Source organism: Clostridioides sp. ES-S-0049-02 (assembly GCF_020658465.1).
GTDB lineage: Bacteria > Bacillota > Clostridia > Peptostreptococcales > Peptostreptococcaceae > Clostridioides.
In genome coordinates, this window is record NZ_JACVWG010000008.1 from 40944 (window position 1) to 66921 (window position 25978).

Sequence of the window (25978 nt, forward strand, 5' to 3'; positions counted from 1 at the left end):
ATAAATTTAAGTTTTTAGTTAAAATAACGTCTTTTAAAATCAAGTTTATCAAGTGCTATCCCTAGAAGTACAAACACAATAAAGCTTCCTATTGGCTGTAACAAACCAAGTAAACTCATTACAAAAGCACTTGTAAAGCTTCCAATAATTATTCCCTCAGCAAACATATATAAAACTAGACCTACTATGCCTGCTACAAATGAAGCAATTATATTTCGTTTATTTATTATCTTGTCACTTTTAGAAGTGAAAAATAATACGAGTATTGGCTTTATAATTATAGTTGGTATTACCCATATTGCAGCTCCTGTAGATAAATCAGCTAGACCAGCGCCTATTGCGGAGGCTGCTATAGCATAGTTTGTTGGTAAAATAGTTGCAGCTAGATAAATAAAGGCATCTCCTATATGAACATATCCATTGTTTCCTCCAACTGGAATATGTAATATATAAGCTATTGTCAAACATATTATAGACGCAAATAGCGCTGAAGTGACGATACAGGTCGTCTTTTTAGAAGTAGCTTTATTCATTTTTTCCAATATAATCCCTCCTCAAAAATCCCAAACTAGTATTCTTGTAATGTTTTCTTATAAATATATTAATATTAATCATACAATTTTCATAGTTTGTTTGGTATTTTTCTGGTAAAAAGTGAATTGTACCCATTCAAAGTCTTTTGATGGAAAAGTAGATTGTAATTAGGATAATTTAATAGGATAATTAGAAAGGTTGTTGTAAATTTGATATAAAATATAACAAATAGTAGGTGTATACAAATAATATAAAATAAGAAAAATAATATAAGAGAGTCATACTCAATGTATATTGAATAGACTCTCTTATATTTGGGAAATTAAAGGCTATTTTGTTAGATAATAGCTAATTAATGAAAAAATATATTTATAAAATACTAATTTACTCTATTAGCAGCAGTTCCTGTGCTTATAACATCTACAGCACTACTTAAACTAGAATAAACTATATTTTCTATCGCTGTACTAGTGAAGAATCCAAGGTGATGAGTAAATATAACTTGCTCCATAGAAAGAAGTTTGTTGATTTCTGGGTCAGTTAATTCACCTGGGTTCATTTTTTTATTTAAGAATAATCCTTCAGTTTCAAATGTATCAAGGGCAGCAGCTCTTATTTTTCCAGCTTCTAGTGCTTCTATTAAGTCCCCTGTCTTAATTAAACCACCACGACCAGTATTTACTATGTAAGCGCCATCCTTCATTATAGCTAAAGTATCTTTATTTATCATATGTTTTGTTCCTTCAAGTAAAGGAGTATGTAATGTTATAAGGTCAGCTTCTTTAAGAAGGTCTTCTAAAGAATCTTTATAAGTTAATATATCATTTAAATCTTTATTTGGATATTGGTCAAATGCAATTACATTAGCTCCTAAGCCTTTGAATAATTTGGCAGAAGTAGCACCTATTTTTCCTGTACCTATAACACCAACTGTGATAGATCTAACTTCTGTTCCAAGAAGTTCAGCTATCCAACGATAGTCACCTTCACAGACTTTTTTCTTTACTAAAGGAGTCTTTCTTAAAAGGTTCATAGCTTGAGTAACAGCTAATTCAGCTATTGCATTAGGTGAATAAGAAGGAACATTTGTAACAATAAGTCCATTTTCATTAACTAAACCAAAATGTATCATGTCCATCCCTGCAGTTCTTGAAGCTATAACTTTAACCCCAGCATCTTTTAAAGTTTCATAAATATAAGGGTTATCTATATAGTTAGTTTGTTGTATAGATATACCATCATATCCTTTAGCTTTTACTACATTTTCTTCAGTCATGTTTTCAGGATAAATATCCACTTGAACATCCTTATGTTCTTCAGACCATTGTTTTATTACTGGTTCTTCATAATCGCGTGCTCCAAATACTAGTATTTTCATATCAATACCCTCCTGTAATTATTAAATTATATGGTAATTTTTCATTTAGAAATAATATGTAGCAATATAAGGTTATATTTTTATACAAAATTTTTAAGGTTAAAAATTTAGTTTTGAAATTGTTTTCCCTGTGTTATTTTGATATTTAGTTATTTTTTATTTAAGATAATAATTGCTCTAAACATTTATCAAAGAAATTGTTATTTTTTAGATTAAATATTATTAAAAAATTATCTAAGTTTTAAATTAGTTAACTAATCAATTGATTAATTACAATGATAGCATGTGTTTTTGAGTTTAGCAATGAAAATTTTTTTTGAAAAGTCAAGCTTTTTCATAAAAAAATATATAAAAAAAACTTTTAAAGGCATAAAAAAAATGGCAAAATGCTATGGAGAGTTGCATGATGCCACGATATGAAATTAATAATGCAATTGTATATTGTTAAAAAACATTCAAATCAAGCGATATTTTGCTTAAATATAAAGTTGGCACGATAAATGCTTAACAATATAGGTGTAAGACAATAAAAAATATAAAAAATAATCATTTATAACTTTTAATAATTTTATAAGTTATCTCAATAAGATTAGGAACTTTGACATCAAATAGTTAATATCAGAAAAAAGTACTTTATATGTGATTTAATTGAATTTTTATAATTGATACTATTAAGGAGGAAAACGTTATGCTTTTAGAAGGAGTTAAGGTAGTAGAACTTTCAAGTTTCATCGCAGCACCATGTTGTGCAAAAATGTTAGGTGACTGGGGTGCAGATGTTATTAAAGTTGAGCCTATAGAAGGTGATGGAATAAGAGTTATGGGTGGAACATTTAAATCTCCAGCATCAGATGATGAAAACCCTATGTTTGAATTAGAAAATGGAAATAAGAAGGGTGTAAGTATTAATATAAAATCAAAAGAAGGAATAGAAATATTACATAAATTAATATCAGAAGCAGACATATTTGTAACTAATGTTAGAGTTCAAGCATTAGAAAAAATGGGTATAGCTTATGACCAAATAAAAGATAAGTATCCAGGACTAATATTTGCTCAAATATTAGGATATGGTGAAAAAGGACCTTTAAAAGATAAACCAGGATTTGACTATACTGCATACTTTGCAAGAGGAGGAGTTAGCCAATCTGTAATGGAAAAAGGAACATCTCCAGCAAATACAGCAGCAGGATTTGGTGACCACTATGCAGGTTTAGCATTAGCAGCAGGAAGTTTAGCTGCATTACATAAAAAAGGAAAAACTGGTGTAGGTGAAAGAGTAACAGTAAGTCTTTTCCATACAGCTATATATGGAATGGGAACAATGATAACAACAGCACAATATGGAAATGAAATGCCTTTATCAAGAGAAAATCCAAACAGCCCATTAATGACTACATATAAATGTAAAGATGGAAGATGGATTCAATTAGCTTTAATACAATACAATAAGTGGTTAGGCAAATTCTGTAAGGTTATAAATAGAGAATATATATTAGAAGATGATAGATACAACAACATAGATTCAATGGTTAATCACATTGAAGATTTAGTTAAGATAGTTGGAGAAGCTATGTTAGAAAAAACATTAGATGAGTGGTCAGTTTTATTAGAAGAAGCAGACTTACCATTTGAAAAAATCCAAAGCTGTGAAGATTTACTAGATGATGAACAAGCTTGGGCAAATGACTTCTTATTTAAGAAGACATATGATAGTGGAAATACAGGTGTTTTAGTTAATACTCCAGTTATGTTTAGAAATGAAGGAATAAAAGATTATACACCAGCACCAAAAGTAGGGGAACATACTATAGAAGTATTAAAAACTTTAGGATATGACGAATCAAAAATAAATAACTTAAAAGAAGATAAAGTTGTAAGATACTAATTAGTATTTCTAGATTTTGGGAAAGGAGAATACTAAAGATGTATACAATGGGATTAGATATAGGTTCAACTGCATCAAAGGGAGTAATTTTAAAAGATGGAGAGGATATTGTGGCTTCAGCTACGATATCTTCTGGTACTGGGACTACTGGACCATCAAGAGTTTTGGAAAAATTATACAGCGAGTCAGGTCTTGGAAGAGAAGACATTGAAAAAATAGTAGTTACAGGATATGGGAGAATGAAATATTCTGATGCTGACAAACAGATAAGTGAGTTAAGTTGTCATGCTAGAGGAGTAAACTTCATAATTCCAGAAACAAGAACCATTATTGATATAGGTGGTCAAGATGCTAAAGTACTAAAGCTAGATAAGAATGGAAGATTACTAAACTTTCTTATGAATGACAAATGTGCTGCAGGTACAGGAAGATTTTTAGATGTAATGGCAAAAATAATAGAGGTTGATGTATCTGAACTCGGAAGTATATCTATGAATTCTCAAAATGAAGTATCAATAAGTAGTACATGCACAGTGTTTGCAGAATCTGAAGTTATATCACACTTATCAGAAAATGCAAAAATTGAAGATATAGTAGCAGGTATTCACACTTCAGTAGCAAAGAGAGTTTCTAGCCTAGCAAAAAGAATAGGAGTACAAAGAAACGTAGTAATGGTTGGTGGAGTTGCCAGAAATAGTGGAATTGTAAGAGCTATGGCAAGAGAAATCAATACAGAAATTATTGTACCTGATATACCTCAATTAACTGGTGCTTTAGGAGCAGCATTATATGCTTTTGATGAAGCAAAAGAATCACAAAAAGAAGTGAAAAATATATAAAAAGAGGGATGACAATGTCTGAAAAAAAAGAAGCTAGAGTAGTAATAAACGATTTATTAGCTGAACAATATGCAAATGCATTTAAAGCTAAAGAAGAAGGAAGACCTGTAGGTTGGTCAACATCAGTATTTCCTCAAGAGTTAGCAGAAGTATTTGACTTAAATGTATTATATCCAGAAAATCAAGCAGCTGGGGTAGCGGCTAAAAAAGGTTCTTTAGAATTATGTGAAATGGCTGAATCTAAAGGATATTCTATCGACCTATGTGCATATGCAAGAACAAACTTTGGTCTTTTAGAAAATGGTGGATGTGAAGCTTTAGATATGCCAGCTCCAGATTTCCTACTTTGCTGTAATAATATATGTAATCAAGTTATAAAATGGTATGAAAATATTTCAAGAGAATTAGATATACCTTTAATAATGATTGATACAACTTTCAATAATGAAGATGAAGTAACTCAATCTAGAATAGACTATATAAAAGCTCAATTTGAAGAGGCTATAAAACAGTTAGAAATTATATCAGGAAAGAAATTTGACCCTAAGAAATTTGAAGAAGTAATGAAAGTATCAGCTGAGAACGGAAGACTATGGAAATATTCTATGAGTTTACCAGCAGATTCTTCTCCTTCACCAATGAATGGATTTGATTTATTTACTTATATGGCTGTAATAGTTTGTGCTAGAGGTAAAAAAGAAACTACAGAAGCATTTAAATTACTTATAGAAGAGTTAGAAGATAATATGAAAACTGGAAAATCTTCTTTCAGAGGAGAAGAAAAGTATAGAATAATGATGGAAGGTATACCTTGCTGGCCATATATTGGATATAAAATGAAAACATTAGCTAAATTTGGAGTTAATATGACAGGTAGTGTTTATCCACATGCTTGGGCATTACAATATGAAGTTAATGATTTAGATGGAATGGCAGTAGCATACAGTACTATGTTTAACAATGTAAACTTAGACCGTATGACAAAATATAGAGTTGATTCTTTAGTAGAGGGTAAATGTGATGGAGCATTCTATCATATGAACAGAAGCTGTAAACTTATGAGTTTAATACAATATGAAATGCAAAGAAGAGCAGCTGAAGAAACTGGATTACCATATGCTGGATTTGATGGTGACCAAGCTGACCCTAGAGCCTTTACTAATGCTCAATTTGAAACAAGAATTCAAGGTTTAGTTGAAGTAATGGAAGAAAGAAAAAAACTTAATAGAGGTGAGATATAATGGAAGCTATTTTATCTAAAATGAAAGAAGTAGTTGAAAATCCAAATAAGGCTGTAAAAGAATATAAAAATGCAACTGGTAAAAAAGCTATAGGTTGTTTCCCAGTTTATTGCCCAGAAGAAATTATACATGCAGCTGGAATGCTTCCAGTTGGTATATGGGGAGGACAAACAGAATTAGATTTAGCTAAACAATATTTCCCTGCATTTGCATGTTCAATAATGCAATCATGTCTAGAGTATGGATTAAAAGGTGCATATGATGAATTATCTGGAGTTATCATACCAGGTATGTGTGACACATTAATTTGTTTAGGACAAAACTGGAAATCAGCAGTACCTCACATAAAATATATATCATTAGTACACCCACAAAACAGAAAACTTGAAGCTGGTGTAAAATACCTAATCAGTGAATACAAAGGTGTAAAAAGAGAACTTGAAGAAATATGTGGTTATGAAATAGAAGAAGCAAAAATTCATGAAAGTATAGAAATTTACAATGAACATAGAAAAACTATGAGAGACTTTGTTGAAGTAGCTTATAAACATTCTAATACTATAAAACCATCAATAAGAAGCTTAGTAATTAAAAGTGGATTCTTTATGAGAAAAGAAGAACACACTAAATTAGTAAAAGATTTAATAGCAAAATTAAACACAATGCCAGAAGAAGTCTGTTCTGGAAAGAAAGTTTTATTGACAGGTATATTAGCAGATTCTAAAGATATATTAGATATTTTAGAAGACAATAATATAGCAGTAGTAGCTGATGATTTAGCTCAAGAAACAAGACAATTCAGAACAGATGTGCCTGCAGGTGATGATGCATTAGAAAGATTAGCAAGACAATGGTCAAACATAGAAGGTTGTTCATTAGCTTATGACCCTAAGAAAAAACGTGGGTCACTTATAGTAGATGAAGTTAAAAAGAAAGATGTAGATGGTGTTATCTTCTGTATGATGAAATTCTGTGACCCAGAAGAATACGATTATCCTTTAGTTAAGAAAGATATAGAAGATAGTGGAATACCTACTTTATATGTTGAAATTGACCAACAAACTCAGAATAATGAACAAGCAAGAACTCGTATTCAAACTTTTGCTGAGATGATGAGTTTAGCTTAAGTTCATTAAAATAAATTTACTATAAAATATGAAAATTGGAGGAAGCTATGTTATATAACAAAGAGCAAGAACTTTTAAGAAAAGCAGTAAGAGATTTTGTTAGTAAAGAATTAGATACTTTACCAGCAGAAATGGATAAAACAGGTGTAATGCCTAAGGAATTAATCAAAAAATTAGCTGAAACAAAATTTATAAGCAGTAATATCCCAGAAGAATATGGTGGTGGGGGAGCAGGATATGTTTCTTACGCTATCATAATGGAAGAAATAGCTAGAAGATGTGCTTCAACAGCTACTTTCGTTACAGCTGGTTCTTCTCTTGCTACATTACCAATACTTTACAATGGTACTGAAGAGCAAAAACAAAAATACTTAAGAGGTTTAGCAACAGGTGAGTTAATAGGAGCATTTGGTTTAACTGAGCCAGGAGCTGGTTCTGATGCTGGTGGACAACAAACTACAGCAGAATTAGTAGGAGACCACTACATATTAAATGGTAGAAAAACTTTCATAACTAATGGACCATTCTGCGATATAGCTATAGTAATAGCAGTTACAGATAGATCTAAAGGTCTTAGAGGAACATCAGCATTTATAGTAGAAAGCAAATGGGATGGTTTCTCAACAGGAGCTCATGAAGATAAGATGGGTATAAGAGGAACTGAAACTTCTGACTTAATATTTGAAAATGTTAAAGTTCCAAAAGAAAACCTTATAGGAAAAGAAGGTAATGGATTTAAAATAGCAATGGGTACTTTAGAAGTAGGTAGAATAGGTGTTGCTGCCTTAGCTCTAGGAATTGCTCAAGGTGCTTTAGATGAAGCTGTCAAATATACAAAACAAAGAGTTCAATTTGGTAAGCCTATAGCTAAATTCCAAAATACTCAATTTACTATAGCTGATATGGAAACAAAAGTTTGTGCAGCTAGAGGATTAGTTTATGATGCAGCACAAAAGAGAGATGCAGGAATGAGAGTTGCTCAAGAATCTGCAATGGCTAAATACTATGCAGCAGAAGTTGCAAATGAAGTTGCTTATAAAGCATTACAACTTCACGGTGGATATGGATTCATAAAAGATTATGAAATCGAAAGAATGTACAGAGATGCTAGAATCGTATCAATATACGAAGGAACATCAGAAGTTCAAAAAATGGTAATTTCATCAAACGTATTAAAATAATAAATAATCTAATGAAATTGGAGGTATAGACTTTGAAAATATTAGTTTGCGTAAAACAAGTTCCAGATACTAACGAAGTAAGAATAAATAAAGAAACAGGTACTCTTATAAGAGATGGAGTTCCAAGTATATTAAACCCAGATGATGCAAATGCATTAGAAGAAGCATTAAAAATTAAAGATGAGCATGATGATGTAACTATAACAGTTATAACAATGGGACCTCCTCAAGCAGATTTTATGCTAAGAGAGTGTTTAGCTATGGGGGCTGATGATGCAATATTATTAAGTGATAGAGCATTTGGAGGAGCTGATACTTGGGCTACATCAAATACTATCGCAGCAGGAATATCTAAAATAGGCGACTATGATATAATATTTGCAGGAAGACAAGCAATAGATGGAGATACTGCACAAGTTGGACCACAAATTGCAGAAAAATTAAACATTCCTCAAGTTACATATGTACAAGACTTCAAAATAGAAGGAAAAGACATAATAGTTCAAAGACAATTAGAAGATGGATATGAATTAATTAAAGTAAGTACACCTGTACTTTTAACAGCAGTAAAAGAATTAAATGCACCTAGATATATGTCTGTTGATAAAATAGTTAAAGCATATAAACATGATGTAAAAGTTTGGACAATTGATGATTTAGACGTAAATAAAGAAGAAGTTGGCTTAAAAGCATCACCAACTAAAGTATTTAGATCATTTACTCCTGAGCCAAGAGGAAAAGGAGAAATCTTAGAAGGTAAAGCTGACGAAATAGCTAACAAAATAATAATAGGTCTAAAACAAAAGCACATTATATAAGTTGGAGGAGTACAAACTATGAATGATATAAAAGATTTAAGTTCTTATAAAAACGTATGGATATTTGCAGAGCAAAGAGATGGAAAAATAACTCCAGTAGTTATCGAATTATTAGGAGAAGGAAGAAAATTAGCTAAAGAAGTAGATGCAGAACTTTGTGCAGTATTATTAGGAAAAGATGTTGATGGATTAGCTAAAGAATTAATTTCTTATGGAGCTGATAAAGTTTATGTTGCAGATGATGCTCTTTTAGAAAAATATACAACTGATGCATATACAAAAGTAATAAAAGATGCAATAGATGAAATAAAACCAGAAATAATGCTTTTCGGAGCAACTCATATAGGTAGAGACTTAGCCCCTAGAATAGCTTCAAGAGTAGGAACTGGATTAACAGCAGACTGTACTAAACTAGAAATAGACCCAGAAGATAAGAAAATAAAACAAACTCGTCCAGCATTTGGTGGAAACATAATGGCTACAATCATTTGTCCAAACCATAGACCTCAAATGTCTACAGTTAGACCTGGAGTTATGGATAAAGCTGAAAAAGACGAAACAAGAACTGGTGAAGTTATAGCATTAGATTACAAAATAACTCAAGATGATATAAGAACTACTGTTTTAGAAACAGTTAAGAGTAAAAAAGATTTAGTATCTCTTACAGATGCAAATGTTATAGTATCAGGTGGTCTAGGATTAGGTGGACCTGAAGGATTTGAAATGCTTAAACAATTAGCTGACAAATTAGGTGGAGTAGTTGGTTCTTCTCGTGCAGCTGTAGATGCTGGATGGATAGACCATTCTCACCAAGTAGGTCAAACAGGAACTACTGTTAAACCAAACCTATACATAGCTTGTGGTATATCAGGAGCAATACAACATTTAGCAGGTATGCAATCATCAGATTTCATAATTGCTATAAACAAAAACCCAGCAGCTCCAATATTAGAAATTGCTGATTATGGAGTAGTTGGTGACTTACATGAAATAGTTCCAATGCTTATAGATAAATTAGATAGCGTTGATGATTTATTAGAAGCTATAAAAGCTTAATAGGTAACAAGTACCTAAATATTACTGATGAAATAAGCCTTATTAGTTAGTAACATAAATATTATTACATAATATGGTTATTACTAAATTGTATTTGTCAGTTATTAAAGAGTCTGTTTGAATAAAATTTTATAATACAAGATATCTAGATAATCCTTATATGTATATTACTTACAAAATGTGAGTCATATTCTATAAGGATTATCTTTATTTTCAAAAATAAGCACTAATTTTAATTAAATTGTGTTAAACAGACAAATAATTACCGAATATGTGATAAAATACAATTAAAAGCAAAATGAAATTTTTAACAAACTATGACCATTAAAATTATCTGTAAGTTGTATTTTAATGAAGCAAGATATTAAAAAAAGACAAATAAGGAGTTGGTTGTATGTGCTAATAGTATTTATTGTAAGCAAACAATAAATTTTGTATGTAGTTCAATAAATTACTTAATGAAAGGTGCGAATATTGATGGATAATAATTTGATAGGGCTTATAGAACATGTAGAAAATCCAGTTATTTTATGCAAAGAGTCAGGCGAAATAATATACTGTAATCATCTAATAGATAATATTTTTAGCTTTCTCGATATAAAAAGACCTAAAAATATAAATGAATTAGATTCAAATTTTGACAAAAAAGATATACTGGTGAATAATAAAAAGAAAATAGCTTTTAGAGAATTAAGAATGACTGCACATATTTATAATATGAGAGATAATGATAATGAAAATAACATAGTTTATTTATTTGAGAAGTCTGTAATATCTGACAAAATAGTTGAGGATATAATAGAACATATAGATGAAGTTGTCGTTGTATTTAACAAAGATGGAGTAATTGAAAAGATGAATACTGTCAGTGATGAGATTTTACCTTTTAAAAGAACTGAAGTACTTGGTAGAAATATAACAGATCTTGTCAGACAGGGGTTAGTTGAAGAACCAATAATATTAAATATGCTTAAGGTAAAGAAAAAGATTTATAGAAATATTGTTTATCCTGATGGAAAGCTTATCGCTTATACAGCCGTTCCAATATGGGACTCAAAAGGAAAACTTACAGGAGGAGTACTTACAGGTAGAGATATATCAAGGGTTATTAAACTTGAATCTCAGATAAGATATAGTGATGTATCAGAAGATACAGAGTATATAAGTCAAAGTAAGACTATGGACAATATAAAAAAAGTTGTCAAAAGAGCTGCAGCATCAGATTCTTCTATATTTATAAATGGAGAATCAGGCGTAGGAAAAGAAATTATAGCTAGGACAATATATAAGTATAGTTCAAGAAGGGAAAAGCCTTTTATAGCTATAAACTGTGGGGCTATACCAAATGAATTATTAGAATCAGAGTTTTTTGGATATGAAGAAGGTTCTTTTACTGGAGCTAAGAAAAAGGGTAAAAAAGGACTTTTTGAAGAAGCAAATGGTGGAACTATATTCTTGGATGAAATAGGTGAATTGCCAATGCAAATGCAAAAAAAATTACTTAGAGTTATACAAGAAAACACAATTACTAGAATTGGTGGGAGTAAACCTATAAAGATAGATGTTAGATATATAAGTGCCACTAATATTTCTCATGAGGACCTTAGAAACAACCTTAAATTTAGACAAGATTTATACTATAGATTGAGTGTTATTCCAGTAAAGATACCACCACTTAGAGAGAGAAAAGAAGATATAGTTCCATTAGTGGACTACTTCCTAAAACTTTATAATGATAAGTACAATAGAGAAGTAGAAGTTTCACCTAAGGTTATTGAATTATTGGAAGAATACTCTTGGCCAGGAAATATAAGAGAGTTAAAAAATATTATTGAAAGATTTGTAGTATTATCAGCCAAAAACGTAATTGGAGAAGATGAATTTAATATGCTTATAAATCTGGATATGATTGATAACGAATCAAATGATTTATCACCAATAGTGGTAAATGGAATTATGAATCTGAATGATGCATATAAAATGGTAGACCAAATAATGATAAGTAAGGCTATAAATAAATATGGTTCAATAACAAAGGCAGCCGAAGTGATAGGCATATATCCTTCTACAATACATAGAAAGATAAAAAGCGGATATATTCGTGTTTAGTAGATAATTATATGCTATATTAATTAATTTTATAAAAAAATATATTTTTAAATACATAACCTATATACAACTTAAAAGAGATGGCTTAGAAATAAATTTAATTACTCTAAGTCATCTCTTTTCTTTTATAAATATTTAAAAGTTATATTAGTTTATAGAGTTAGCAGAACCTAAAACATCATCTATTTTACTTTCAACTACAGCTTGTATAGCATCTCTACCAGCACCAATGTATTTTCTTGGGTCAAATTCTTTTGGATTTTCAGCTAAGAATTTTCTAACAGCAGCAGTCATAGCTAGTCTTAAGTCAGTATCCATGTTTATTTTACAAACAGCCATAGAAGATGCTTTTCTTAACATGTCTACAGGTACACCTTTAGCTCCAGCTATATTTCCACCAAATTCATTACATGTAGCAACAGCGTTTTGGTCAACAGCAGATGCACCATGAAGAACTATTGGGAAACCTGGTAATTTGCTTTGGATTTCTTCTAGTATATCGAATCTTAATTTAGCTTCTCCTTTGAATTTGAAAGCACCATGAGAAGTTCCTATAGCTATTGCTAATGAATCAACTCCTGTTCTTTCAACAAATTCAACTGCTTCAGCAGGTTGAGTATATTTATGAACATCAGAAGTAACATCATCTTCTGTTCCAGCTAAAACACCAAGTTCTGCTTCAACAACAACACCTTTAGAGTGTGCATATTCAACAGCTTCTTTAGTTATTTTAACATTTTCTTCAAAGTCAAAATGAGATCCATCTATCATAACTGAAGAGAAACCAGCATCAATACAAGTTTTAATAGCATCCATATTTGGACCATGATCTAAGTGAAGAGCTACATCTACACCTATTTCATCAGAAGCAGCTTTAACCATCTCAACTAAAGTATGAGGTCCAGCATATTTAACAGCTGACATAGAAGCTTGTATCATAACATAAGAATTTTTAGCTTTAGCAGCTTTTAAAACACCTTGTAATTGTTCTAAGTCACTTATGTTAAATGCACCTATAGCAAATCCACCTTCGTAAGCTTTTTTAAACATTTCTTTTGTATTAATTAATGCCATTTTAAACTCCTCCTATTAACTTTTAAAATTTACCCATCACTTATATTATAACGTTAAATCAAAAAAAGTACATAGTAAATTGTAATAACTATAAATTACAAGTATAATGTTAAATAGAAGATAATAGGATTAGGCAGAATAATAAAGAATAGAAACAATTTAGGAAGAATTAAAATAAAGAAGGGTTAAATAAAGGAGTCAATATGCCACAGATAAAGATAAGAGGAATTCATGAAAATGATATATGTAAAATAAGTGAAAAAATGATAGATGATTTAGTTGAAGCTGTAAAATGTCCAAGAGATTACTTTGAGATAGAATGTATAAAATCAGTTGCAATAAGAGATGGTAAAATAGCAGAAGTGTATCCTTTTGTTGAGATAGCATGGTTTGATAGAGGACAAGAAGTACAAGATACAGTAGCAAGAATAATAACTGATAGTATAAGAAATAATTTAGATGTTGAAAGTATGGATTTAGCATTTACATTATTTGAAAAAGAAAAATATTATGAGAATGGAGAACATTTTTAATGGCTAAGAAGCAACGTATAGATAAAATTCTTTCAAACTTAGGTTATGGAAGTAGAAGTGAGATAAAGAAATATTGTAAGCAAGGTTCTGTAGTAGTAAATGGAAGTGAAGTTTCAAACCCAGGGACTCAAGTGGATACTGAAAACGATGAAATATTATTCAATGGAGAAGAAGTTTTCTATAGAGAATATATATATTTAATGATGAATAAACCAGATGGATATATATCAGCAACTACAGATAAATACGACCCAACAGTTTTAGATTTGATTGATGTATCATACTTAGCATTTGAGCCATTTCCTGTTGGAAGATTAGACAAAGACACAGAGGGATTGTTAGTTTTAACTAATGATGGGAAGCTTTCTCACAGAGTTTTATCGCCTAAGAAGCATGTGCCTAAGACTTATTATGCAAAAATTGATGGGATAGTGACTGAAAAAGATGTAGAAGCTTTTGCAGAAGGAGTAGTACTTGATGATGGGTACAAAACTATGGCATCTCAGTTAAAAATATTAAAGAGTGATGAGGAATCAGAGATAGAACTTACAATACATGAAGGTAAATTTCACCAAGTTAAAAGAATGTTTGAAAGCGTAGATAAAAAAGTAGTATACTTAAAAAGATTGTCTATGGGTAATTTAAAGTTGGATGAAAGCTTAGAGTTAGGCGAATATAGAGAGTTAACAGATGAAGAAGTAAAATTGATTGAAGAAAGATAATAAAGATACTATAGTAAATTGGAGGAGAATTTGTGAAGAAAAAGGATATTATAGAATTTGAAGTAGATAAAATGGAGTTTGGAGGCACATCCTTAAGCCAAGTTGGAGATAGAGTTATCCATATGAAGGGCGGAATAAGTGGTCAAAAGGTAAAAGCTGCTGTTAAAAAAGTTAGAAGCAAAAAAGCAGAAGTTAAGATGATGGAGTTACTTGAATATTCACCTCTTGAAACCGAAACACCTTGTAAGCACTTTAGAGAATGTGGAGGATGTACATTACTATCAGTGCCATATGAAAAGCAATTAGAAATAAAAGAAAAACAAGTTATGGATTTATTTTTAAAGCAAGACTTATTTGGGTTTCAGTTTTTGGGAATAGAAGGAAGTCCTGAAAACAAGTACTATAGAAATAAAATGGAATATACTTTTGGAGATGAAGTAAAAAATGGACCTTTAACATTAGGACTTCATAAAAAAGGAAAGCATATAGATATACAAACTGTTGAAGAATGTATGTTAGTTGATGAAGACTTCTCAAAAGTATTAGTATCTAGTGTAGAATTTTTCAATGAAAAAAATCTTCCTTATTATAGAACAATGAATCACAAGGGATATTTAAGACATCTTGTAGTTAGAAAAGGGATTTATACTAATGAGATTATGGTTAATATAGTTACTTCTTCTCAGGAAGATTTTAATATGAATGAATTTAAGGACATGCTTTTAGAACTTAATTTAAAAGCTGAGTTGGTAGGTGTACTTCACACTATTAATGATGGTCTAGCAGATGCTGTTCAATGTGATGAGTTAAGAGTTTTATATGGAAGAGATTATATACAAGAGGAAATTTTAGGGCTTAAATTTAAGATTTCTCCATTTTCATTTTTCCAAACCAATACTAAAGGAGCAGAGGTTCTTTATAGTATTGCTAAAGATTTTATTGGAAATTACAATGATAAGGTTGTATTTGATTTATATAGTGGGACTGGCTCTATTGGACAGGTTATGGCTGGTTCAGCTAAGAAGGTGTATGGTATTGAAATAGTTGAGGAAGCTGTTGCTGCGGCTAATGAGAATGCCAAGTTAAATGGACTTACTAATTGTGAGTTTATTGCTGGAGATGTTGCTAAGGTTGTTAAAGATTTAAAGGATAAGCCTGATTTAATTATTGTTGACCCTCCTAGACCAGGGATTCATAAGGATGCTATTAGGGATATTTGTGGATTTGGTGCGGAGGAGATTGTTTATATTTCTTGTAATCCTAAGTCTTTGGTTGTTGATTTGGTTGATTTTAAGGGTTATGGTTATGAGATTAAATTGGTCAAGTGTATGGATATGTTCCCAAATACACCTCATTGCGAGACTGTAGTTAAACTTATTAGAGAATAACAGGGTTCTAGCTGTTTATATGATGTTATAAAGGTGGATTTGCCACCGATTTGCCACCGTAATTATTTTTCGGTGGCAAATTTACTCTACAATGCTTTCAAAAATATTTACTGTTTGGTTTCTCATGTTGTTAGTTACATGTGAATATGTGTCCATAGTTGTTGATATTTTAGCATGTCCTAATCTATGTTGTATATCTTTTATATTAGCACCATTTTCTAATAACATAGTAGCATGTGTATGTCTTAAACTATGAAAATTAAAATCTATGCCAAGTTCGTAATTCACGACTCTGCTCAAATATTTTAAACTGTTTGTTGTTACATGCTCACCCATTACTTCGCCACCACGCATTCCAGTATTAAATGCTATTTGTAAAGGAATGTAGAAACTAGAGCCTTGTGGGAATCTTTCTAAGATTTTATTAAAATCTTTTAAACTTATAATTTTTAAATCATTTTTTTTATTTTCTTGCATTTTAGGCATATGTACGTATTGCATAGGATTTTCTTTTATAAATTTAAATGGATATACGGCTGATTTTAGAGCTCCACTTAAAACAACATAAAAATTATTGATAGAATTTTTGCTAAGACCAAATTTTGACTTATCATTTAAAAATTTCTGCAATTTAGCAGGATTAAGATTTTTTAGTTTGTATTTTCCTAAATCCTGTTTTAAATGATTTTTTATAATTTTTCCATAGTTTTTTTGTGTACCATATTTACAATTTAATAAAACATATTCTTTGTACCAAAAATCTAAGAAGTCAGAGAAGCTCATTTCATTATCTGAAATAATTGACCTTCATTTTCAAACTCGCTTAGAGCATCTCTTAACGCTTTTTCGGCTTCTTTTTTAGTTTTGCCACCAACTCTTTCTATCTTTTTTCTTTTACCATTAATAGTCCCTAAGTCAAAGTAATAATACCATTTTTCACCACGTTTTCTTATTCCACCTTTCATAATTTTTTCTCCTCTCAAAATTAAATACTCTAACTATATTAGATCAATTAAATATATTCTAAAAAATATATATTTGAATTGTTCATTGTATTTTAACTAGCATAAATTTTTCTTATTTCTTTTCTCCATTTCTTTTTTACCATAAATATCACATAAGTAAGTAGTATATAGAGTCTATAAATCTAGCAACTAAAGAACTAGTAATAAAGATATGCCAGTCAATTTAAGCAATGAAGAACCAGTGATATTAAAAAAGGACTTAATTAAACCTAAGTCTTTTTTTTATATAAAAAATAAAGAGGCTTACATGAATGAAGAACTTTTCAACGCAGATTTAAAAAGACATGAAACAAGAATAAATAAACATGGTGAAGAAATAGACGAATTAAAGATAGCGAATATAGAATCTAAAGCAGAGTTAAAAGCATTATGTGAGAACTTAAACTTACTTACAAGTATGTTAAAGTGGTTGATTGGGACAATGATTACAACACTTGTAGGGTTCTTTATATTTGCAATACAGAAAGGAATATTTTTAGGAGGAAAATAAATAATGAAAATATGTATTACAGTAGGACACAGTATTTTAAAAAGTGGCGCATGTACTTCTGCTGATGGAGTAGTTAACGAGTATCAATATAATAAATCTCTTGCACCAATATTAGCAGATACATTCAGAAAAGAAGGACATAAGGTGGATGTAATAATCTGCCCCGAAAAGCAGTTTAAAACTAAAACAGAAGAAAAGTCGTATAAAATGTGGGATATGACTTACTCATAGAGTTACATCTAAATGCAAGTAATGGTCAAGGAAAAGGTTCAGAGGTGCTATATTATAGTAATAAAGGTCTAGAGTATGCAACTAGAATATGTAAGAAACTAGGCACAGTATTCAAAAATAGAGGTGCTAAATTAGACAAAGGATTATATATTTTAAATAGCTCCAAGCCTACAGCCATATTAATTGAAAGTTTCTTCTGTGACAATAAAGAGGATTATGAGAAGGCTAAGAAACTTGGGGATGAAGGAATGGCCAAATTAATTGTAGAAGGCGTATTGAATAAAACTATAAATAATGTAGAGGTGGGCAAAATGTATAAACACACAATAGTGTACAGTGGTGATGATAAGGTATCAGCAGACATCTTAGGACTATATTACAAGAGGTCAAAAGAAAGTTATTTAGTAGTAGACATAAAAGACTATAAGCCGCATCAAACACAAAATTTGCATGTAATTGGTGGAGTAACTTGCAATAAGATGAAAGAAATGAGTAAGACCACAGGAGAAAAGTTTACTCAGATATATGACAATGATGTGTGGTCTACAATGGATAAGGCTAGAGAGTTTGTAAAAGAAATATTGTAAGTTTTAAATATTTATTTAAACATGTGTGAGGATAAAAAGAATGTATATCAAAGTTCTTTTTATCTGCTTTTATTATAAATGTATTTATTAAAATTATAAGAATATGTTTTTGGCTATTTATACGCTTTTAATGACCAGTTATGCAAAAAAGTATTGAATATTTATAATATTTTGTATATTGTTGAAGGTAAATCTATATAAATAAATTTACATAGATTTATTTTTAAAAATAAAATTAAGAGGTGATTTTATGAATTTAGATTTTCATTATTATGGGACATATCTTGCAGCCAAGATAACAGGTTATGATGATAATGAGTCAAATACAATCGCTTATGCTGCACAATATGTAGATGAATCGAGTAAAAGTATGATTCTTGATGATGTAAACTTTACATTTCCTACAATACAGACTAATTCAGAATTTGAAAAATATTATGCAGATTTTACTTCATGGGGTTATAAATGGAATATTGACAGTTTGAATTAAATAAAGATAGTGTGGATACCATTTCATTTTTTACCTGGGAATTTAAATAAACAATACAACTATAATGGTGTTAAGGAAAGCAAAGGTCTTACAACAAACTGGAAGTTTAAAGATGGAGATGAACAGAAATTTAGATTGATGTGTTTGCTAAATAGTGAAACTGTGTCAGCTATTATAAATGACCTAATCTATTTTCATAATACTGAAGAATATAAGTTACAATTTATTGGTATGAGAATGCATGTACTTGCTGATACATGGGCACATATGTATTTTATTGGTAAGCCAGAATGGTATATTAATGACGTTAAAGAATTTATTGCTGAAGAGAGCAAATACATAGAAGAAACTAAATGGACTAAAGCAGAAGAGTATCGTAATAATGGTTGGCATTCTATTAATTTCACAGGAACTCCTGATGTTGGTGGATATGAAGGAATTGCATATCTTGGGCATGGAAGAATGGGTCATATACCAGATTATGGATATCTTAATTACAGATATATTCCAAATTGGAGTTGTACTGATGATAAAGTGAAGATACAAAAAAATAATCAAGATAATTTCTTTAAAGCATTTTGTCAAATGGTATATGCACTAAAGTGTATTAAGAATGGTACTGATTTTAGTCTAAATCAATATGAGAGTTTAACAGAAAATCAGAAAACAGAAGTTACAAAAGTAATAATAACTAGAAAAGATGACCAGTCAGATGCATGGGAAAAAGCAATAAAAGCTTTAGGATATAGTTCTTTAGATAAATTTGATAAGAATAAATGGAAAAATGAATTTATAAAATCTTCTAATAAAGAAAAGACAGATTATTATTATTTTAATTTGGTTGCAAAAAAACATGTAGACTATGTAATTGACTTTTTAGAGGAAAAAGAAGTACTGTTAGAAGAAATGTGTAGTAAATATTGTGAATTTAAAACTTTTGATGATACCCAATTTGCTAAAAATAAAAATAGAGTAACAAAAATTATACTTAGAGGAGCTTATATAGCTGATTCTATACAATTTGTATATGATGGAAAATATAAGACGCCAGTACACGGAGAAGCATTAGGAGGAAATGAAACATCTATGGTTTTAGATGCTGATGACTATATAATTAAGATAAGTGGTTCAGTAGGATTATATGAAGGTGGAGAACCGTATCCTAATTCACCAACTAGAACAATCGGAAAAATAACTTTTTTAACCAAAAAAGGAAAAACGATAACAGCAGGGTGTGAAACTATGTTTAAATCATATGGGACTTTTACTCTAGAACCACTTGCAGGTAAACAAATTTTTGCGCTTCAAGGTTCATATTTAATACGTAAATTAGAATCAGAAACTAACAAGCGATATTTAGATTGTTTGGGAATTGCAAGTACAAAATAACTACAGATTAATTAACTGTTGTTATTTTATACTTAAGAAAATAACATAATATTTTACATTTATAATGAGAGTGTTTCCTATATGAGGGTAAATATAAAAATATTACATATATTAGAGTTCTTGTAAGTAATTCATCAAATAAAAAATATAAATATTTTTGTTGTTTTTTTATATAAATAGCATCTATTTGTCCACTTATGCCTTTTCAATGACTAGTTATACAAAAGTATTGAAAATTATGAATATTAATATTATTATGAATATAAGTCGAATATACATATTAGGAGGTTTTTTATGAATACTTTGTGTGGTGGATGGTCAGATTTTAAAGTAGTAGAAAAAGAAAATTTAGAAATATTTAACGAGGCTATAGGAATGTTAAAAGGTGTTGATTATGAACCGCTTATTGTTTCTACTCAAATTGTAGCTGGGATGAATTATAGCTTTATTTGTAATGCTACTTTAGTTACCAAAAATCCAAGAAGTTTTTTAGCAGAGATTGTTGTTTTTAAACCTCTATCTTGCGAAGAAAACAATAAAGCAATAATTACTCATATTAATGAGATACATAATTATACACATACACACAGATAATAAAAAATATTAATCTAGTGAGGAGTCACAAAATGAGACTAAATATAACTCAACAAAATACTATAGAGGTTGAAAATAGTAAAAAAGAAGATGTATATTTTGTAATAGTTGGCGAGGTTTTTTTTGAACGCCATGGTAATACATTCAATAATATCACAAACAACAATGTAGATAATTATGAAGTTGAAGTGTTGCCAACTGATAATATTAATTTAGAACTTAAAATAACATCCTCAAGAAATACAAATCGTGTTTATGTAATTGTTGAGGACAAGCAATACAATCATGGTGCAGTATTTTTAAATCCGACATTAAAAGAGGAAGATAAATAGATTAAATTAAAGTAACTGTGTCTGTAAAATGTAAATTTTATTAATACAGTTACTTTTATGTGATATAATAAAAAAAATAGAAGTGTACTACCAATACACTTCTATAGCTGCAATTAAGCACTCTCATGTTGGGGAGTGCTTTTTTCATTTCTCCAAATAACCTTGTTTTTTTCATCAATAATTATCTTATATATACTAGCAATAAAAAAAGACCCTAAAAGAGTCTTTCCCGAAAAATCTATATATTATAATATAGTTATATTTTCTGCTTGAGGACCTCTAGCACCTTTAACTATATCAAAGCTTACTTGTTGACCTTCTTCTAATGATTTAAATCCTGAAGTTTGTATAGCTGAGAAATGAGCAAATACATCATCTCCACCTTCTATTGATATAAAACCAAATCCTTTTTCATTATTAAACCATTTCACTATTCCATTATTCATTAAAAATACTCCTATTAACCTATATCAAGATATACTTGATTTAATTGTGTATTAACACAAATACTATTGTATCATAGATTAATAGAAATGTCTACTTAATTATATTTTTTAGTTAACATTTTTGGTTATTCTTAATATTAAAAATATATTTGAGCGTTTTATATTGGTATATATTAATAGAAATGTAGATAAAACTAAAAAGGGTTCTCTAGAAAACAAAATCTATTTAATTATACTTACTTACCAATACCATCACTTGATGTAAGCAATTTTCTACTACATTTTCTCCATACTCTAATATAAAATCATCTAACTGTGTATCTATAAAATCACAATAATCATATGAACTACCAATATATGCAGTCAACATGTGTGTACATCTATCCATTTTATCTCTAAACATATATTATTATCCCCCTAAAAAACTTTCATAAAAACAAAAAGAACAATATCTTTTTGGCAACTGGCTGACATAACTTATAAGATATTTTACAAGTCTTAGCCCCTATAGCTTTGCGTCACTAAATTTCTCTAGTTTTGCCTATTTAGTTTTATTCTACAATTTAATAATACAATGTAATTAGTTATTATTCAACATATGTGTTTGAAAATTGAATAAGTTTATAAATATGAATAGTATTTTTTATATATAAAAACAAACTAAAATAGTAGAATATATGTAAAATTTTACCTGTAGTTTTTGTATTAAAAAGCTTCTATTATTAGTTTAAGTTAGACTGAACGAGGGAGCGACATTAAGATGGAAGAAGAAATGTTAATAGAAAAATTATTAAGAGCCGAACTAATAGTAATGGAGTATTTATGGAAAAAAGATTCTGAAATGTCTAAAAAAGAAATTGTAAAAGATATAAAACAGATGTATGTATGGCATAAAAGTACAATAAAAACACTACTAAAAAGATTGGTTGACAAAGGTTATTTGGTTAGAGATATTATAAAGTTTCAATCTCATTATAAAATAATAATAGATAACAAAGAATATTACGCTTTTAAGAAAAAAGTACTAAAATCTAGTAAAAGTAGAAAAATAATGCATTCACTTACTACTACACATAAAACCGTAAGTAAAGAAAAGTTAGATTCACTAGAAGAGTATTATAAAAACTTAAAAGAATAATATGGTAAATTTTGGATGAGAGTATTTGGATAAATTCTCTTGTTTTGAAAACTTTATTGAGATAGAATTTATTTATACATAAGTTGGTAATGGAGGGGTATATAATATGAAAATTAGTAAATTACCAGAAGCAGAGTTAAAAGTTATGAGATATATTTGGGAATCAGATAGAATATTAACATCAAGAGAAATTGTTGAAGCTATGGAAGAAAAATATAAATGGAAAGATACTACTACATTTACAGTATTAAAAAGATTACAAAGAAGAGTTTAGAAACTTAAAAGATGAGGAATAAAAAATGGTGGCAAATTATGTTTTGCCACCATTTTGCCACCGTTTCAAAATAACTTGTTTTTTATTAAAAAGTTTAATATAGTATTATACAGTGCAGTAGTTTCAATTACTGTAAAAATAAGATAGGTTAGATAGTTTCAAGAAATATGCAATAGTTTCAACGTTTCAAGAAACTCTATATTGCGAGACTTTAGTATTGATACAACGAGTTGATATGTAGAAATTCTATGTTTTAGGCAATTTTGCAAGTATATCGTCTTCACAGGTGATGCTGATAAAATCAGAAATAAGGTCATTAAAAACTATATCAATGTTTCTGTGGTGTTGATATAGAGTGTGAGGATACAACGAAATAAAGATGGAGAATCAAAGGAGTACTGTGAAAATGGTACTCCTTTTCTCAGAGGATTTCAGAGCTCAGGGTACAAAAACTCTGTAAAGAAAATGAATACCAAGTATTATACCTTTTAGTCGTATCTGGTGGATATAAAAAGAAGCAGAAAAACCAGAAGATAATCGTAAAAAGTTGTAGAGTTAGGAAATTCTTAATAATTTCTTATGCAGAAAATCATAAATAGTAAAGATTCTTTTGATACAATAATAAAATATCTTGTATATGCGCGAAAGGAGGAAAACAGTTATGAATGATAAAATTCTTGTAGTAGATGATGAACATGATATAGCGGACTTAATAGAGGTCTATCTGCAAAATGAAAACTATATCGTATTTAAGTATTATTCAGCTAAGGAAGCTCTTGCTTGTATAGAAAATACAGAGCTTGACCTTGCTATTTTGGATATTATGATGCCTGATGTAAATGGATTTGATATTTGTCGAAAAATACGTGAGAAGTACAATTTTCCAGTTATTATGCTAACTGCAAAAGATGAGGAAACTGACAAAATCACAGGATTAACTTTAGGAGCTGACGATTATGTCACAAAACCTTTTCGTCCCCTTGAATTAATTGCTAGAGTAAAGGCACAGCTGCGTAGATATAAAAAATACAATCCTATACAAGAAGAATCTGATACAAGTTCTGTTTTATGTTATTTAGGTTTAGAAATTAATACTAAGACATATGATTGTCTAATTGACGGAAATCCTATTTCACTTACACCAACGGAGTATTCCATACTTTGTATTTTGCTACAGAACAAGGGAACTGTTGTTAGTTCAGAGGAATTATTTTATAAAATATGGCAAGATGAGTATTATAGCAAAAGTAACAATACAATCACTGTTCATATACGACATTTGCGTGAAAAAATGGGTGATACTATTGAAAAACCTAAATATATCAAAACTATATGGGGAGTCGGTTATAAAATTTAACTACAACTCACTATGAGGAGAGGAAAAATTACGCTATGAATAAAAAAAAGAAACATTTAAAAATAATTAGTTGTGTATTATTCATACTTTATTTAATTTTATTAGTATGGATTATATTGTTTAAACTACAATTCAGAATAAGCGATATAGGTTACACAAGGAGTATCAACTTGATTCCATTTCATTACTCTACTTCTGTTGGAGAACAGTTTCATTTTGAGGAAGTGAGAGATAATATTTTAATTTTTATTCCTTTCGGAGTTTTACTTTCCATGTTGTCATCAAGAATGAAACTACAAAATAAAGTTCTTATTATTTTTGGAAGCAGTTTTATCCTTGAAATGATTCAGTATATTCTTGCTATCGGAAGTACAGATATTACAGACTTAATCACCAATATGTTTGGTGGAATAATTGGTATTGGTCTATATGCATTACTGCTGAAAATACTAAAAGATAAGCAAAAAACAGATATAGTAATTTCAACTCTAGCTGGAATCTTTGCAGTTCTTTTTTTAGCACTGATGACAGTTCTTCTGTTATCCAATTAATAAATGTATAGATATGGAGGTGATAGCAATGACAAATATTGGTACAGAAAAGAAATTACGTATGAAACTATTTATAAGCTTAATTATATATACCTTAGCTGGGTATATTTTGGTAATATTATTCGATTATGGATTCAGTAGATTTTCAAACACATTTTTTCCGTGGCTACATCTTAGAATTGACTTAATTTATTTTCTATATTTGATTATAGGTTTTTTCTGTATTTTTTATCATTACTGGAAAAAACCATGGGGATATTTGCAGGAAGTCATGAATGCCACTAAAGTAATATATCAACTAAATGACAGCACCATTGAATTATCTGAACCACTCAAAGATATGGAAAAGCAGATGAACCAAATAAAAATGGCTGTTCTACTTAGCCAGCAAGCTGTAAAAGAAGCTGAAAACAAAAAGAATGAATTAGTCATGTATTTAGCTCATGATATTCGCACACCTCTTACCTCTGTAATAGGTTATTTAAGTCTGCTGGATGAAGCACCTGACATGCCTATAGAACAGAAAGCAAAATATGTTGGAATTGCTTTGAAGAAGTCTATGCGTCTGGAAAAGCTTATTGATGAATTTTTTGAAATCACAAGGTACAATACACAGCAAATTCAACTAACAAAAACAAATGTAGATTTATACTATATGCTTGTGCAACTCATTGATGAGTTTTATCCTGTATTATCTGCTAAAGGAAATTCTGTTATACTCAACGCAAATGAGAATTTGATGGTTTATGCTGATTCTGAGAAACTAGCTAGAGTGTTTAACAACATGCTCAAAAATGCTGTTGCATACAGTTATCCTAATACAGAAATTCTTATTTACGTTCAAAAGGAACAGGATAAGATTAAAATTAAATTTGAAAACCAAGGACATACTATTCCACCAGAACAATTATCTACAATTTTTGAAAAATTTAACCGTTTAGATGATGCTCGTAAATCGGACAGTGGTGGTGCAGGTCTTGGGCTTTCTATTGCCAATGAAATTATTCTTTTACATGGTGGAGAAATTTTGGCTCAAAGTGAAAATGATAGGATTATTTTTATTGTATTACTTCCAATTCAATCTTAGGAAAACATTAATTAGATATTAGGATTTTCTTAGGAATTTATCCTGTTAATATTAAAGTTTAAAACGTCCTTGTTTAGTAAAATAAAACTGAACAAGGAC

27 protein-coding genes, 2 pseudogenes and 1 riboswitch are annotated in these 25978 nt (G+C 29.6%); of the genes and pseudogenes, 22 read left to right on the forward strand and 7 right to left on the reverse strand.

The window, feature by feature from the left end; genetic code table 11:
• Positions 1 to 14: 14 nt before the first annotated feature.
• Together IC213_RS15180 and IC213_RS15185 are read right to left on the reverse strand one after the other, a co-directional pair.
• A complete protein-coding gene (locus tag IC213_RS15180; protein WP_227435465.1) occupies positions 15 to 542 on the reverse strand; it encodes a TIGR04002 family protein in 528 nt (175 codons plus the stop codon).
• A gap of 371 nt (positions 543 to 913) precedes the next feature.
• A complete protein-coding gene (locus IC213_RS15185; protein ID WP_227435461.1) occupies positions 914 to 1912 on the reverse strand; it encodes a D-2-hydroxyacid dehydrogenase in 999 nt (332 codons plus the stop codon).
• 688 nt (positions 1913 to 2600) lie between these two features.
• On the opposite strand from IC213_RS15185, the gene hadA reads away from it, so the two are divergent.
• From hadA to IC213_RS15225, 8 genes are all read left to right on the forward strand, one after another.
• On the forward strand, positions 2601 to 3800 hold the full coding sequence (gene hadA, locus IC213_RS15190) for an isocaprenoyl-CoA:2-hydroxyisocaproate CoA-transferase HadA (protein ID WP_227435459.1): 1200 nt from the start codon (positions 2601 to 2603) through the stop codon (positions 3798 to 3800).
• Positions 3801 to 3838: 38 nt separating this feature from the next.
• Entirely contained in the window at positions 3839 to 4639 is an 801-nt protein-coding gene (gene hadI, locus IC213_RS15195) for a 2-hydroxyisocaproyl-CoA dehydratase activator HadI (RefSeq protein ID WP_227435457.1), read from the forward strand.
• Between the two features lie 14 nt (positions 4640 to 4653).
• Positions 4654 to 5880, forward strand: coding sequence for a (R)-2-hydroxyisocaproyl-CoA dehydratase subunit HadB (gene hadB / locus IC213_RS15200; RefSeq protein WP_169468259.1), 1227 nt, complete (start codon positions 4654 to 4656; stop codon positions 5878 to 5880).
• Positions 5880 to 7007 carry a (R)-2-hydroxyisocaproyl-CoA dehydratase subunit beta gene (gene hadC, locus IC213_RS15205; protein ID WP_227435455.1) on the forward strand — a complete coding sequence of 376 codons (1128 nt, stop codon included), beginning with the start codon at positions 5880 to 5882 and terminating at the stop codon, positions 7005 to 7007. The genes hadB and hadC overlap by 1 nt, the downstream gene beginning before the upstream one ends.
• Positions 7008 to 7054: 47 nt before the next feature.
• Positions 7055 to 8188 carry a putative isocaproyl-CoA dehydrogenase AcdB gene (gene acdB / locus IC213_RS15210; protein WP_227435447.1) on the forward strand — a complete coding sequence of 378 codons (1134 nt, stop codon included), beginning with the start codon at positions 7055 to 7057 and terminating at the stop codon, positions 8186 to 8188.
• A 32-nt stretch (positions 8189 to 8220) separates the two neighbouring features.
• On the forward strand, positions 8221 to 9006 hold the full coding sequence (gene etfB / locus IC213_RS15215; protein WP_227435445.1) for an electron transfer flavoprotein subunit beta: 786 nt from the start codon (positions 8221 to 8223) through the stop codon (positions 9004 to 9006).
• An 18-nt stretch (positions 9007 to 9024) separates the two neighbouring features.
• Positions 9025 to 10062: an electron transfer flavoprotein subunit alpha/FixB family protein gene (locus tag IC213_RS15220; protein WP_227435443.1), complete on the forward strand. Its 1038-nt coding sequence runs from the start codon at positions 9025 to 9027 to the stop codon at positions 10060 to 10062.
• Positions 10063 to 10539: 477 nt separating this feature from the next.
• The gene (locus tag IC213_RS15225) at positions 10540 to 12171 is read left to right on the forward strand and encodes a sigma 54-interacting transcriptional regulator (RefSeq protein WP_227863229.1); all 1632 of its coding nucleotides are present in this window, start codon (positions 10540 to 10542) and stop codon (positions 12169 to 12171) included.
• 147 nt (positions 12172 to 12318) lie between these two features.
• On the opposite strand, the gene fba is transcribed toward IC213_RS15225, so the two are convergent.
• A complete protein-coding gene (gene fba / locus IC213_RS15230) occupies positions 12319 to 13245 on the reverse strand; it encodes a class II fructose-1,6-bisphosphate aldolase (protein ID WP_227483382.1) in 927 nt (308 codons plus the stop codon).
• A gap of 203 nt (positions 13246 to 13448) precedes the next feature.
• Here fba and IC213_RS15235 point away from each other — a divergent pair, with 203 nt between their 5' ends.
• The 3 genes from IC213_RS15235 to rlmD are packed head-to-tail and all read left to right on the forward strand — an operon-like array spanning position 13449 to position 15888.
• A complete protein-coding gene (locus tag IC213_RS15235) occupies positions 13449 to 13778 on the forward strand; it encodes a DUF1904 domain-containing protein (RefSeq protein WP_227825101.1) in 330 nt (109 codons plus the stop codon).
• Positions 13778 to 14500 (forward strand): pseudouridine synthase, encoded by a 723-nt coding sequence (locus tag IC213_RS15240; RefSeq protein WP_227435435.1) that lies wholly within the window; start codon positions 13778 to 13780, stop codon positions 14498 to 14500. The genes IC213_RS15235 and IC213_RS15240 overlap by 1 nt, the downstream gene beginning before the upstream one ends.
• A 32-nt stretch (positions 14501 to 14532) precedes the next feature.
• Positions 14533 to 15888, forward strand: a complete 1356-nt coding sequence (rlmD, locus tag IC213_RS15245) for a 23S rRNA (uracil(1939)-C(5))-methyltransferase RlmD (RefSeq protein WP_227863231.1) — start codon at positions 14533 to 14535, stop codon at positions 15886 to 15888.
• A gap of 81 nt (positions 15889 to 15969) precedes the next feature.
• On the opposite strand, the gene IC213_RS15250 is transcribed toward rlmD, so the two are convergent.
• Together IC213_RS15250 and IC213_RS21360 are read right to left on the reverse strand one after the other, a co-directional pair.
• Positions 15970 to 16671, reverse strand: coding sequence for a tyrosine-type recombinase/integrase (locus IC213_RS15250; RefSeq protein WP_413927308.1), 702 nt, complete (start codon positions 16669 to 16671; stop codon positions 15970 to 15972).
• Positions 16668 to 16853 carry an Arm DNA-binding domain-containing protein gene (locus tag IC213_RS21360; protein WP_413926646.1) on the reverse strand — a complete coding sequence of 62 codons (186 nt, stop codon included), beginning with the start codon at positions 16851 to 16853 and terminating at the stop codon, positions 16668 to 16670. The genes IC213_RS15250 and IC213_RS21360 overlap by 4 nt, the downstream gene beginning before the upstream one ends.
• Before the next feature lie 307 nt (positions 16854 to 17160).
• Between IC213_RS21360 and IC213_RS15255 the strand changes: the two genes are divergently transcribed.
• From IC213_RS15255 to IC213_RS15285, 6 genes and pseudogenes are all read left to right on the forward strand, one after another.
• Positions 17161 to 17403, forward strand: coding sequence for a hemolysin XhlA family protein (locus tag IC213_RS15255; protein ID WP_227825102.1), 243 nt, complete (start codon positions 17161 to 17163; stop codon positions 17401 to 17403).
• A 3-nt stretch (positions 17404 to 17406) separates the two neighbouring features.
• Positions 17407 to 18221 (forward strand): annotated as a pseudogene (locus IC213_RS15265) (N-acetylmuramoyl-L-alanine amidase).
• Between the two features lie 250 nt (positions 18222 to 18471).
• Positions 18472 to 19572: pseudogene (locus IC213_RS21365) on the forward strand (DUF6765 family protein); the annotation flags it as partial.
• A 45-nt stretch (positions 19573 to 19617) separates the two neighbouring features.
• Positions 19618 to 20100 carry a jacalin-like lectin gene (locus IC213_RS21370; RefSeq protein WP_413926650.1) on the forward strand — a complete coding sequence of 161 codons (483 nt, stop codon included), beginning with the start codon at positions 19618 to 19620 and terminating at the stop codon, positions 20098 to 20100.
• 294 nt (positions 20101 to 20394) lie between these two features.
• Positions 20395 to 20694, forward strand: coding sequence for a hypothetical protein (locus IC213_RS15280; protein ID WP_219674377.1), 300 nt, complete (start codon positions 20395 to 20397; stop codon positions 20692 to 20694).
• A gap of 32 nt (positions 20695 to 20726) precedes the next feature.
• Complete coding sequence (locus IC213_RS15285) at positions 20727 to 21026, forward strand: hypothetical protein (protein WP_227435422.1); 300 nt, start codon at positions 20727 to 20729, stop codon at positions 21024 to 21026.
• A gap of 245 nt (positions 21027 to 21271) precedes the next feature.
• Here IC213_RS15285 and IC213_RS15290 read toward each other — a convergent pair whose 3' ends face one another.
• Together IC213_RS15290 and IC213_RS15295 are read right to left on the reverse strand one after the other, a co-directional pair.
• The gene (locus IC213_RS15290) at positions 21272 to 21472 is read right to left on the reverse strand and encodes a cold-shock protein (RefSeq protein WP_021384215.1); all 201 of its coding nucleotides are present in this window, start codon (positions 21470 to 21472) and stop codon (positions 21272 to 21274) included.
• A gap of 226 nt (positions 21473 to 21698) precedes the next feature.
• Positions 21699 to 21875: a hypothetical protein gene (locus IC213_RS15295; protein WP_227435413.1), complete on the reverse strand. Its 177-nt coding sequence runs from the start codon at positions 21873 to 21875 to the stop codon at positions 21699 to 21701.
• A 52-nt stretch (positions 21876 to 21927) separates the two neighbouring features.
• Positions 21928 to 22024, reverse strand: a riboswitch (cyclic di-GMP riboswitch).
• A gap of 208 nt (positions 22025 to 22232) precedes the next feature.
• Between IC213_RS15295 and IC213_RS15300 the strand changes: the two genes are divergently transcribed.
• The 5 genes from IC213_RS15300 to IC213_RS15320 all read left to right on the forward strand — a co-directional run bounded on the left by IC213_RS15300 (position 22233) and on the right by IC213_RS15320 (position 25879).
• A complete protein-coding gene (locus IC213_RS15300) occupies positions 22233 to 22610 on the forward strand; it encodes a BlaI/MecI/CopY family transcriptional regulator (protein WP_227863233.1) in 378 nt (125 codons plus the stop codon).
• Positions 22611 to 22716: 106 nt separating this feature from the next.
• Positions 22717 to 22884, forward strand: a complete 168-nt coding sequence (locus IC213_RS15305) for a BlaI/MecI/CopY family transcriptional regulator (RefSeq protein WP_227435400.1) — start codon at positions 22717 to 22719, stop codon at positions 22882 to 22884.
• Between the two features lie 661 nt (positions 22885 to 23545).
• Entirely contained in the window at positions 23546 to 24241 is a 696-nt protein-coding gene (gene vanR, locus IC213_RS15310) for a VanR-ABDEGLN family response regulator transcription factor (protein ID WP_227435395.1), read from the forward strand.
• A 35-nt stretch (positions 24242 to 24276) separates the two neighbouring features.
• On the forward strand, positions 24277 to 24792 hold the full coding sequence (locus tag IC213_RS15315) for a VanZ family protein (RefSeq protein WP_227435392.1): 516 nt from the start codon (positions 24277 to 24279) through the stop codon (positions 24790 to 24792).
• 28 nt (positions 24793 to 24820) lie between these two features.
• The gene (locus tag IC213_RS15320) at positions 24821 to 25879 is read left to right on the forward strand and encodes a sensor histidine kinase (RefSeq protein ID WP_227435390.1); all 1059 of its coding nucleotides are present in this window, start codon (positions 24821 to 24823) and stop codon (positions 25877 to 25879) included.
• Positions 25880 to 25978: the final 99 nt, after the last annotated feature.

Bases quoted from the DNA above. Each gene is read 5' to 3' on its own strand.
- IC213_RS15185 (WP_227435461.1), bottom strand. From the start codon at position 1,912: ATGAAAATACTAGTATTTGGAGCACGCGATTATGAAGAACCAGTAATA.
- hadA (WP_227435459.1), top strand. From the start codon at position 2,601: ATGCTTTTAGAAGGAGTTAAGGTAGTAGAACTTTCAAGTTTCATCGCA.
- hadI (WP_227435457.1), top strand. From the start codon at position 3,839: ATGTATACAATGGGATTAGATATAGGTTCAACTGCATCAAAGGGAGTA.
- hadB (WP_169468259.1), top strand. From the start codon at position 4,654: ATGTCTGAAAAAAAAGAAGCTAGAGTAGTAATAAACGATTTATTAGCT.
- hadC (WP_227435455.1), top strand. From the start codon at position 5,880: ATGGAAGCTATTTTATCTAAAATGAAAGAAGTAGTTGAAAATCCAAAT.
- acdB (WP_227435447.1), top strand. From the start codon at position 7,055: ATGTTATATAACAAAGAGCAAGAACTTTTAAGAAAAGCAGTAAGAGAT.
- IC213_RS15220 (WP_227435443.1), top strand. From the start codon at position 9,025: ATGAATGATATAAAAGATTTAAGTTCTTATAAAAACGTATGGATATTT.
- IC213_RS15225 (WP_227863229.1), top strand. From the start codon at position 10,540: ATGGATAATAATTTGATAGGGCTTATAGAACATGTAGAAAATCCAGTT.
- fba (WP_227483382.1), bottom strand. From the start codon at position 13,245: ATGGCATTAATTAATACAAAAGAAATGTTTAAAAAAGCTTACGAAGGT.
- IC213_RS15235 (WP_227825101.1), top strand. From the start codon at position 13,449: ATGCCACAGATAAAGATAAGAGGAATTCATGAAAATGATATATGTAAA.
- IC213_RS15240 (WP_227435435.1), top strand. From the start codon at position 13,778: ATGGCTAAGAAGCAACGTATAGATAAAATTCTTTCAAACTTAGGTTAT.
- IC213_RS15250 (WP_413927308.1), bottom strand. From the start codon at position 16,671: ATGAGCTTCTCTGACTTCTTAGATTTTTGGTACAAAGAATATGTTTTA.
- IC213_RS21360 (WP_413926646.1), bottom strand. From the start codon at position 16,853: ATGAAAGGTGGAATAAGAAAACGTGGTGAAAAATGGTATTATTACTTT.
- IC213_RS15255 (WP_227825102.1), top strand. From the start codon at position 17,161: ATGAATGAAGAACTTTTCAACGCAGATTTAAAAAGACATGAAACAAGA.
- IC213_RS21370 (WP_413926650.1), top strand. From the start codon at position 19,618: ATGTGTAGTAAATATTGTGAATTTAAAACTTTTGATGATACCCAATTT.
- IC213_RS15280 (WP_219674377.1), top strand. From the start codon at position 20,395: ATGAATACTTTGTGTGGTGGATGGTCAGATTTTAAAGTAGTAGAAAAA.
- IC213_RS15285 (WP_227435422.1), top strand. From the start codon at position 20,727: ATGAGACTAAATATAACTCAACAAAATACTATAGAGGTTGAAAATAGT.
- IC213_RS15290 (WP_021384215.1), bottom strand. From the start codon at position 21,472: ATGAATAATGGAATAGTGAAATGGTTTAATAATGAAAAAGGATTTGGT.
- IC213_RS15295 (WP_227435413.1), bottom strand. From the start codon at position 21,875: ATGTTTAGAGATAAAATGGATAGATGTACACACATGTTGACTGCATAT.
- IC213_RS15300 (WP_227863233.1), top strand. From the start codon at position 22,233: ATGGAAGAAGAAATGTTAATAGAAAAATTATTAAGAGCCGAACTAATA.
- IC213_RS15305 (WP_227435400.1), top strand. From the start codon at position 22,717: ATGAAAATTAGTAAATTACCAGAAGCAGAGTTAAAAGTTATGAGATAT.
- vanR (WP_227435395.1), top strand. From the start codon at position 23,546: ATGAATGATAAAATTCTTGTAGTAGATGATGAACATGATATAGCGGAC.
- IC213_RS15315 (WP_227435392.1), top strand. From the start codon at position 24,277: ATGAATAAAAAAAAGAAACATTTAAAAATAATTAGTTGTGTATTATTC.
- IC213_RS15320 (WP_227435390.1), top strand. From the start codon at position 24,821: ATGACAAATATTGGTACAGAAAAGAAATTACGTATGAAACTATTTATA.